This is a genomic window from Aminobacter sp. P4_H6_2, assembly GCF_056400805.1.
Genome location: NZ_JBFUKO010000148.1, coordinates 1 through 9,925 on the forward strand (window position 1 = coordinate 1; position 9,925 = coordinate 9,925).

Below are 9,925 nucleotides of genomic sequence, written 5' to 3' on the forward strand. Positions count from 1 at the left end.
GTCGAAGTCCGCGCGCTCGACCGTGCCGGAAACCTGCATGTGCTGTCCAACGCCGACATGGGCTACAGCTATCGCCATTCCGCGGCCGCCGCCGATCTGATCTTCACCTCAGCGACCTTCGAGGGATATGCCGAGGACAAGGACGCCATCAAGGCGGCGATGGACGCAGTCCAGCATCATCGCGAGACGGTGCAGCCGATCCGCGAAAAGACAGGCGGTTCGACCTTCAAGAACCCCGAGGGCAGCTCGGCCTGGAAGGAAATCGACAAGGCCGGCTGCCGTGGGCTGATGATCGGCGGCGCGCAGATGTCGCCGCTGCATTGCAACTTCATGATCAATACCGGCAACGCCACCGGCTACGATCTGGAGTATCTCGGCGAGACCGTGCGCAGTCGCGTGCTGGAAAATTCCGGCATCCGCCTGCAGTGGGAAATCAAGCGCCTCGGGCGCTTCAAGCCAGGTCACGAAGTGCAGGAGTTCCTTGGGCAATTGCTCTAGGTTGCAACCCCTGCTCGCGCCCGGCGAGATCGGCCGGGGTGCCAGCGAAAGAACATCGATAGCGACAATGTTTCGCAAGCCCTCGCGCCTACCGCGCCGAGGGCTTTTGCTGCCCGGTTTGCGCCTTTTGGCGCTGTCATTCGGAGGCTGATCGGAAGCTGCTTCGGTCATCAAATCGCAATGAATTCCAATCGGCTCTTGCCACGGAATCAAGTCTCTGATTCTCTGACCTAAAGCGTTTCCTGATTTGAGTCGCATAACGCGTAGCCCGCGTTTCCATTCGGAGGTCCAACTTCCGGAGGCTCTGATTTAGTCTTTGGAAGCAATGTGTTGTGTCCGAGTCTAGAGGGGATACTGGGGATGAAGTCGAAGCACGTCGCTGTTCTGTTGGGCGGGTTTTCGTCCGAGCGGCCTGTGTCCCTGTCGTCTGGCAATGCCTGTGCCGATGCGCTCGAGCAGGTGGGTTATCAAGTCACCCGGGTCGACGTTGATCGCGATGTCGGTGCTGTGCTCTCGGCCCTGAAGCCGGACGTAGCATTCAATGCGCTGCATGGCCCCTTCGGCGAAGACGGTACGATCCAGGGCATTCTCGAATATCTCGGCATTCCCTACACCCATTCGGGCGTGCTTGCTTCGGCGCTTGCGATGAACAAGGAGCAGTCGAAGAAAATCGCCAAGGCTGCCGGTATCCCGATTGCCGAATCCAGGGTTCTTGATCGTTTCGCGATCGGCAACCAGCATCCGATGAAGCCGCCTTACGTCGTCAAGCCCGTGGCTGAAGGCTCGAGCTTCGGTGTGGTCATCGTCAAGGAGGATCAGTCGCATCCSCCGCAAGTGATCTCGTCGTCGGAGTGGCGTTATGGCGACACGGTCATGGTCGAGCGCTACGTCCATGGGCGCGAGCTGACCTGCGCTGTGATGGGCGACGTGGCGCTCGGCGTCTGCGAGATCATCCCGACGGGGCACGCCTTCTACGATTATGATTCAAAATATGTCGCTGGGGGATCAAAGCACGAATGCCCCGCGAAAGTTTCACCGAATATTTACCAAAAAATACAAACACTGGCGCTCAAGGCTCACCAAGCGATCGGGTGCCGGGGCGTCTCCCGGTCTGACTTCCGGTACGACGACCGCCATTCCGAAAATGGAGAGGTCGTCTGGCTGGAGGTCAACACGCAACCCGGTATGACGCCGACGTCGCTGGTGCCTGAGATTGCTGCCCAAGCCGGGCATTCGTTTGGTGAGTTGTTGAGTTGGATGGTGGAGGACGCTTCGTGTTTGCGTTGAGATCGGGACAGAACAGGAAGGTGAACGGCGCGACGCCGAGCGTCTTCGGGCTGTCCTTGTCCGCGGAGCACTTCGTGCTGCCGCGGCTGCTGCGCAAGCCGGTTCGCATGCTGTCGCGCTTTTGGCGTGGGGAGTTCACTCCTCCGCCCTATGCTGCGTCGATGCTGACCGCTGCGTTTCTGGCCGCAAGCTCGCTCTACGGCGCTTACCTCGGTGGTCATTTCCCGGCGATGGTCCAGGGTGTGACTGCCCGCAGCGGTTTTGCCGTCGACCAGATCAAGGTTTCGGGCAATCGCGAAACCTCCGAAATCGACATTCTCGACAAGCTTGAACTCGACGGCTGGACCTCTTTGGTCGGCTTCAATCCGGAAGAAGCGCGGGAGCGCATCATCAGCCTGCCTTGGGTTCGCGATGCCGCCGTGCGCAAGGTTTATCCCGATACGATCGAGGTTCGCGTCGATGAACGCGATGCCTTTGCCATCTGGCAGCATGGCAGCCAGCTCAGCATCGTTGAGAAGGATGGCAAAGTCATTGCCCCGTTCACCGGCGGTCGTCAGGTCGCCTTGCCGCTGGTCATCGGTTTTGGGGCCGCTGAACGCGCCGCTGACTTCGTTGCCCGGGTTCAGGCCTATCCGGAGCTGGCGTCGCGCGTGAAGGGCTATATCCGCGTCGGCGAGCGGCGTTGGGATCTGCGCCTCGACAACGGAATCACTGTCAAGCTGCCCGAGAATCAGGTCGATGCGGCACTTGCCGATCTCGTCGCGCTCGATCGCGAGAACGCGCTTTTCACGCGTGACATCTTGGCCGTCGACATGCGCTTCGGCGACAGGCTCGTGGTGCAGCTCACGCCGGAAGCGGTCGAGCGACGCGCGGCCGCGCTGAACACCAAGCCGAAGGCCGTCAAGGCGAAGGTGGAGAAAAGAACATGAGCTGGCTCGGCGGTCAAAAAGATCCGGTCTCGCGCCGCTCGGGCATCCTGACGGTGCTCGACGTCGGTTCGAACAAGGTCTGCTGCGTGGTCGCCAAGCTGAAGCCGGCCGAGGGCAGCCAGTTGCTCAAGGGGCGTACCCATCAGGCCCAGGTCATCGGCATCGGTCACCAGAAGTCGCAGGGCGTGAAGTCGGGTGTTGTTGTGGACCTCGACCGCGCGGAGCACGCCATCCGGCTCGCAGTCGATGCGGCCGAACGCATGGCCGGGCTGACCGCGGATTCTTTGATCGTCAATCTGTCGGCCGGGCGCATCAAGAGCGAGGCGTTCTCGGCAACGATCAATCTCGGTGGTCATGGCGTTGAAGAGGCCGACGTTCAGCGCGTGCTCGCCGCCGGCGCCAAGCAGGCGCTCAAGGCCGAGCGCGATGTCATCCATTCGCTGCCGGTTGCCTTTTCGCTCGATGCCGAACGCGGCGTACGCGATCCGCGCGGCATGGTCGGCGACACGCTTGGCGTCGACATGCATGTGCTGACCGGCGATTCGGCGCCGATGCGCAATCTGGAGCTCTGCATCAACCGCTCGCATCTGTCGGTCGAGCACATGGTTGCGACGCCTTATGCCAGCGGCCTGGCGGCACTGGTCGACGACGAACTCGAAATGGGCGCTGCCTGCATCGACATGGGCGGTGGCACGACTACGCTGTCGGTCTTCTCGGACGGTCGTTTCGTGCATGCCGATTCCATTCCGATCGGCGGCAATCATGTCACCATGGACATGGCCAAGGGCTTGTCGACGCGTCTCGACGATGCCGAGCGGCTCAAGGTCATGCACGGGTCGGCCTTGCCCGGCAGTGCCGACGACCGCGACCTGATCAGCATCCAGCCTATCGGCGTCGACGACAATGAAATGCCCCTGCAGATCCCGCGCTCGATGATGACGCGCATCATCCGCGCCCGCATCGACGAGACGCTGGAATTGCTTCGCGATCGCCTGAACAAGTCGGGCTACGGCAATGCTGTGGGCAAGCGCGTCGTTCTGACGGGCGGTGCCAGCCAGCTGGTCGGGCTGCCCGAAGCAGCGCGTCGCATTCTCGGCCGCAACGTACGCATCGGCCGCCCGCTTGGCGTGGCAGGTCTGCCGGAGGCGGCCAAGGGGCCGGCTTTCGCGACCGCCGTCGGGCTTCTCATCTACCCGCAGATGGCCGGCATCGAGAGCCATTCTGCAAAAGGGATTTCCCGTTACAGGGCAACGGGAACTGGCGGAAAACTGCATCGCATGAGTCAGTGGTTGAGAGACAGTTTTTAGGAATTGACGGGGACAGCCCCATAGGCGGCCGCACGGCGAAGCGGCTTGAAAGGCAAAAAGGACGAGGACTATGACGATCAATCTGCAGAAGCCGGATATCACCGAACTCAAGCCCCGCATCACCGTGTTCGGTGTCGGCGGCGGCGGCGGCAATGCTGTCAACAACATGATCACTGCTGGCCTGCGCGGCGTCGAGTTCGTGGTGGCCAACACCGATGCTCAGGCGCTCACCATGTCGAAGGCCGAGCGCCTCATCCAGCTCGGCGCCCACGTCACCGAGGGCCTGGGTGCCGGTTCGCAGCCGGAAGTCGGTCGCGCCGCCGCTGAAGAGTGCATCGACGAGATCATCGATCACCTGTCGAACACCCACATGTGCTTCGTCACCGCCGGCATGGGCGGCGGCACCGGCACCGGTGCTGCTCCCGTCGTTGCCCGCGCGGCACGTGAAARGGGCATCCTGACCGTCGGCGTCGTCACCAAGCYGTTCCACTTCGAAGGCCAGCGCCGCATGAAGACGGCTGACTACGGCATCGAAGAGCTGCAGAAATGCGTCGACACGCTGATCGTTATCCCGAACCAGAACCTGTTCCGTCTCGCCAATGACAAGACGACATTCGCGGACGCCTTCGCCATGGCCGACCAGGTGCTCTATTCGGGCGTCGCCTGCATCACCGACCTGATGGTCAAGGAAGGCCTGATCAACCTCGACTTCGCCGACGTCCGTTCGGTGATGCGCGAGATGGGCAAGGCCATGATGGGCACCGGCGAAGCATCGGGCGAGGGCCGCGCGATGGCCGCAGCCGAAGCTGCGATCGCCAACCCGCTGCTCGACGAAACCTCGATGAAGGGCGCGAGGGGCCTGCTGATCTCGATCACCGGCGGCCGCGACCTGACCCTGTTTGAAGTCGACGAAGCTGCGACCCGCATCCGTGAAGAAGTCGACCAGGACGCCAACATCATCCTGGGCGCTACCTTCGACGAGGACCTGGAAGGCGTCATTCGCGTGTCGGTTGTTGCCACCGGCATCGACAAGGCCGCCGCCGACATGGCTGCGACACCGCTGACCATCCGTCAGGCGCCGAAGCCGGCACCGCGTCCGGTTGAGGTCCGTCCGGCGCAGCAGGCGGCTCCGATCGAGCAGCCGCGCATGGAAGTCCGCGCCAACGATCCGGTCGCCGAGGCAATCCGCCTGGCCGAAACCAACGCCGCTGCCATGGCTCAGCCGCGCGCAGCCGCTCCGCAGGGTGAAGAGTTCCGCCCCCAGAGCAAGCTGTTCCAAGCTCCGCCTGCCCAGCCGCAGGCTCAGCAGTACCAGCCCCAGCCGCAGCAGTTCCATCAGCCCGCGCCGCAGCCGGTGGCACAGCCACAGGTGGCACCCCAACGCGAGATGATGCAGCCGGCTCCGGTTCAGCAGCGCATGCCGCGCGTCGAGGACTTTCCGCCGATGGTGAAAGCCGAAGTGGAAGCCAAGGCCAAGCCGGCCGATCACGAGGACCGCGGTCCGATGGGCCTGCTCAAGCGCCTGACGAGCGGCTTGACCCGCCGCGAGGAAGAGCCTGCACGCCTGCAGCCCGCGCAGCCGCGCGAGCCCAAGCTGCGCCAGCCGGCTCCCGAACAGCGCCGCATGACCAGCCAGGAATCGCAGCTCTATGCACCGCGTCGCGGCCAGCTCGACGAGCAGGGCCGCCTGGCACCGCAGGCACGGACTCAGGAAGACGACCAGCTGGAGATTCCGGCGTTCCTTCGCCGGCAAGCCAACTGAACTGTGAACGACCAGTAACACTGTTTGAAAGGCGGGCGTCTCGACGTCCGCCTTTTGATCTGAAAAGATCATTCAAATCATTGACTTGACGGGGCGAGTCGACGCCGCCCCGCAGTTACACAGAGTAAGAAACCGTGATTTGGAGTCTGTCATCCGGAAGACTATCTTCGCCCCGATTAAGGTCGCTTGGGCGGGTGTCGTGGGGATGAGGACCCGTCTAGCGAGGACAAGAACCGTGCGCCGTGGTGTGGCGAAGCGGGCTTGAAGTGGACGGGCATATGGGGATCGACTTGCAAGATTATCAGACAACACTCAAAGCACGCGTCACGCTRTCGGGCATAGGTGTCCATAGCGGGAAGCCCGTGACTATCCATTTCGCGCCGGCGGACGCCGACACGGGTGTGGTGTTTCAGGTTGCTGACCGAGAATTCCGCGCAATTGTGTCGGAAGTGGGTGCGACCGACCTTTGTACACTGCTGGGTGATCCCGCAGGTCTTCACGTTGCAACGATCGAACACTTGATGGCCGCGCTTTTCGGCCTCGGTATCGACAATCTCCTGATCGAGGTCGACGGCGCAGAAGTGCCGATCCTCGACGGCAGTGCCGCGCAATTCGTCGAAGCCATCGACCAGGTCGGCATCGAAGTGCAGGACGTCAAGCGCCGCTACATCCGCGTTCTCAAGCCGGTGCGAATCGAAAGCGGTGCCTCCTGGGCGGAGTTCCGTCCCTATGGCGGGACGCGATTCGAGGTCGAGATCGATTTCGAAAGCCCGGCGATCGGACGCCAGTCCTTTGCATCCGATATCAACGACGACATCTTCCGCCGCGACATCGCGCGSGCSCGCACCTTCGGCTTCATGAAGGACGTCGAGCGGCTKTGGGCTGCCGGCTATGCGCTCGGCTCSTCGCTGGARAATTCGGTGGTCATCGGCGACGACAGCCACATCATCAATATCGAAGGCCTGCGCTTTTCGAATGAGTTCGTGCGTCACAAGACCCTCGACGCCATGGGCGATCTCGCCCTTGCCGGAGCACGCTTCATCGGCTGCTTCCGCTCCTATCGCGGCGGCCACAGGCTGAACGCGGCTGCCTTGCGCCGCCTGCTTTCAGACCATTCGGCCTTCGAGATCGTCGAAACGTCGCGCCGCGAGCGCGGCCGTTCGGCGGAACTGATCGCTGTCAGCGCCGCTGTCCACGCGCCCTGGACACTCTGACAGCACGCAATTTTCCGGAAGAGTGGTGTGGCCTTGTTGCACCACTCGGCCGATGAAATGGCACGTGTATTGACCTGCCACAAAATTGCGCGATTGGCGGCTGATAGCGTTGCCCGGCAAAGCCAGTTGTGATCTATGGCCATTGCCTAAAGCGAAACAGCGCCAAAGGGGCGAAACTCTGTGATGTCATTGATACGAGCCGGCCGATCGAAATTGCGCGCGACACCTCTGGTTGTGGCGCTTTCGCTCATCGCTCCGACGCTTGCGCTTTCCGGTTGCATGTCGGGCGAAGCCGATGTCGATCTGGCGACCTATGTCGAGCAGACCGAACCGGCCGACGTGCTCTACAATCAGGGCCTCGCCAACCTGAATGCCGGCCGTCTCAAGGAAGCCAGCCGCAAGTTCGAAGCAGTCGATCGCCAGCATCCCTATTCGGAGTACGCGCGTAAATCGATGGTGATGGGCGCTTTCGCCAGCTATCGCCAGGGCGCTTATGAAGAGGCCATCGGCTCGGCCAAGCGCTACCTCGCGCTCTATCCATCGACCGATGACGCGGCCTATGCGCAGTACATCATCGGCTTGAGCTACTTCCGTCAGATTCGCGACGTGACGCAGGATCAGAAGGATGCTCGCCGCACCATCGAAGCAATGACCGAAGTGGTCCAGCGCTGGCCGACGTCGGAATATGTCGACGACGCCAATGCCAAGATCCGCTTTGCCCGCGACCAGCTCGCCGGCAAGGAAATGCAGATCGGCCGTTATTATCTCGAGCGCCGCGAATTCATCGCTTCGGCAAAGCGTTTCCGCAATGTGGTCGAAAATTATTCGAACACGCGCCACATCGAAGAAGCGCTCGCTCGCCTGGTCGAGACCTATTACGCGATGGGCCTGACCTCGGAAGCGCAGACTGCGGCGGCCGTGCTTGGACAGAATTATCCTGACAGCCAGTGGTACAAGGATTCGTACAAGCTGCTGCAGTCCRGCGGACTTGAGCCTCGCGAAAATGCCGGCTCCTGGATTTCCAAGGCCGGAAAGATGTTCTCCGGCGCCTGATCAACATTAGATGCTCTCACGCCTTTCGATCCGCGATATCGTCCTGATCGAACGGCTGGACATCGATTTCACGCCGGGCCTTTCGGTGCTTACCGGTGAAACCGGTGCCGGCAAATCCATCCTTCTCGACGCATTGTCGCTCGCGCTCGGCGCGCGCGGCGATGCTTCGCTTGTCCGCCATGGTGCTGCCCAGGGCCAGGTGACTGCCGTATTCGACGTGCCGCGCAACCATCCGGCGCGCACGCTGCTCGCCGACAATGCCATCGACGACGACGGTGATATAATCCTGCGTCGTGTGCAGACGGCTGATGGGCGCACTCGCGTCTTCGTCAACGACCAGCCATCCAGCGTCACGCTGATGCGCGAGGTCGGCCGCGCGCTGGTCGAAATCCACGGTCAGCACGACGACCGCGCGCTGGTCGATGGCGGTGCACATCGCGAGGTGCTTGATTCGTTCGGCGGCCATGTCGGCGAGGCGAAGGCTGTCGCCGAGGCCTGGAAGGTGTGGCGCGCAGCCGAGCAGGAGCTGTCACGCCATCGCGCCCGGGTCGACGCTGCCGCTCGCGAGGCCGAATATCTTCGCGCCGCGGTGACTGAACTCACCAAGCTCGATCCGCAGCCAGGCGAGGAAAGTGAACTTGCAGAACTGCGCGCTGGGATGATGCGCGTCGAAAAGATCGCTTCCGAAATCCAGGATGCCCAGGACGTGCTGTCCGGCTCGTCGTCGCCGCTGCCGCAGCTGGCGAGCCTGCTCAGGCGGTTGCAGCGCAAATCTGYAGAAGTGCCCGGCCTGCTCGACGAGGTGGTGAAGTCGCTCGACGAGGCGATGATCTCGCTCGATGCGGCACAGTCCGGCGTCGATGCGGCACTGCGTGCCACCGAATACGATCCGCAGCGGCTCGAAAAAGCTGAAGAACGGCTCTTTGCGTTGCGCGCCGCCTCACGCAAGCACAATGTCGTCGTCGACAATCTGGCGCAGCTGCGCGACACGATGGTCGCCGACCTTGCCGATCTCGACGCTGGCGAGGGGCGGCTGCAAACGCTGGAGCAGCAGGCCCGCGCAACGCGCGAGGCCTACGATCGTATTGCGTCCAGCCTGTCCGAGCTGCGCAAGACGGCTGCCGAGGGCCTGAGCAAGACTGTCATGGCTGAATTGCCGGCGCTCAAGCTCGAGCGGGCAGAGTTCATCGTTGAAATCGCAAGCGAAGCCGACAATCGCATGCTCGAAGGCATCGATCAGGTCGAGTTCTGGGTGCGCACCAATCCGGGCACGCGGCCGGGTCCGATGATGAAGGTGGCGTCCGGTGGCGAGCTGTCGCGCTTCCTGCTGGCGCTGAAAGTCGCGCTGGCCGACCGTGGCTCGGCACCGACGCTGGTCTTCGACGAGATCGACACAGGTGTCGGCGGTGCTGTCGCTGACGCGATCGGCCAGAGGCTGGCGCGCCTTGCCAATCGCGTCCAGGTGCTGTCGGTCACGCACGCGCCGCAGGTCGCTGCGCGTGCTGCGACACACTTCCTGATTTCCAAGTCCGGCAACACCGACCGTGTCGCTACCGGTATCCACGAGATGGATCCGCCGGCGCGCCAGGAGGAGATCGCCCGCATGCTTTCCGGTGCGTCCATCACCGATGAGGCGCGCGCTGCTGCTGAACGTCTGCTGCGCGAGAACACGGCTGCTGCTTTCTGAGAACCTACGTAAAGTGTAGCGTGTCGCTTTACAATGCATCCTGACTGACCTATCTTCCGACGGATGAAAATCCGCAGCGTGAAGCACAAAGGCTTGCGCCGACTTTTCGAAAACGACGATGCGAGCGGGCTTCCGGCGCGGTTCGTCGATAAAATCCGTAATATCCTCGCCTTTCTGCAGGACATGGA

7 protein-coding genes and 1 pseudogene are annotated in these 9,925 nt (G+C 62.4%); all 8 read left to right on the forward strand.

The annotated features are described in order from the left end of the window. Nucleotides 1-498, forward strand: a pseudogene (locus AC1DUU_RS13195) (UDP-N-acetylmuramate dehydrogenase); the annotation flags it as partial. A 360-nt stretch (nucleotides 499-858) separates the two neighbouring features. Continuing rightward, the gene (locus AC1DUU_RS13200; protein ID WP_476783871.1) at nucleotides 859-1,785 is read left to right on the forward strand and encodes a D-alanine--D-alanine ligase; all 927 of its coding nucleotides are present in this window, start codon (nucleotides 859-861) and stop codon (nucleotides 1,783-1,785) included. Then, a complete protein-coding gene (locus AC1DUU_RS13205; protein ID WP_476783872.1) occupies nucleotides 1,773-2,714 on the forward strand; it encodes a cell division protein FtsQ/DivIB in 942 nt (313 codons plus the stop codon). The genes AC1DUU_RS13200 and AC1DUU_RS13205 overlap by 13 nt, the downstream gene beginning before the upstream one ends. Beyond that, nucleotides 2,711-4,021 (forward strand): cell division protein FtsA, encoded by a 1,311-nt coding sequence (gene ftsA, locus AC1DUU_RS13210; protein WP_476783873.1) that lies wholly within the window; start codon nucleotides 2,711-2,713, stop codon nucleotides 4,019-4,021. The genes AC1DUU_RS13205 and ftsA overlap by 4 nt, the downstream gene beginning before the upstream one ends. A 70-nt stretch (nucleotides 4,022-4,091) precedes the next feature. Then, a complete protein-coding gene (gene ftsZ / locus AC1DUU_RS13215; protein WP_476783874.1) occupies nucleotides 4,092-5,783 on the forward strand; it encodes a cell division protein FtsZ in 1,692 nt (563 codons plus the stop codon). Between the two features lie 278 nt (nucleotides 5,784-6,061). Further along, nucleotides 6,062-6,997: a UDP-3-O-acyl-N-acetylglucosamine deacetylase gene (gene lpxC / locus AC1DUU_RS13220; RefSeq protein ID WP_476783875.1), complete on the forward strand. Its 936-nt coding sequence runs from the start codon at nucleotides 6,062-6,064 to the stop codon at nucleotides 6,995-6,997. 183 nt (nucleotides 6,998-7,180) lie between these two features. After that, on the forward strand, nucleotides 7,181-8,050 hold the full coding sequence (locus AC1DUU_RS13225; protein WP_476783876.1) for an outer membrane protein assembly factor BamD: 870 nt from the start codon (nucleotides 7,181-7,183) through the stop codon (nucleotides 8,048-8,050). A 10-nt stretch (nucleotides 8,051-8,060) separates the two neighbouring features. After that, a complete protein-coding gene (gene recN, locus AC1DUU_RS13230; RefSeq protein WP_476783877.1) occupies nucleotides 8,061-9,737 on the forward strand; it encodes a DNA repair protein RecN in 1,677 nt (558 codons plus the stop codon). The last annotated feature ends 188 nt before the right edge of the window (nucleotides 9,738-9,925 follow it).

What these genes read in the sequence shown, in the direction of transcription:
- ftsA (WP_476783873.1), top strand. Translation starts at nt 2,711, where the DNA reads ATGAGCTGGCTCGGCGGTCAAAAAGATCCGGTCTCGCGCCGCTCGGGC.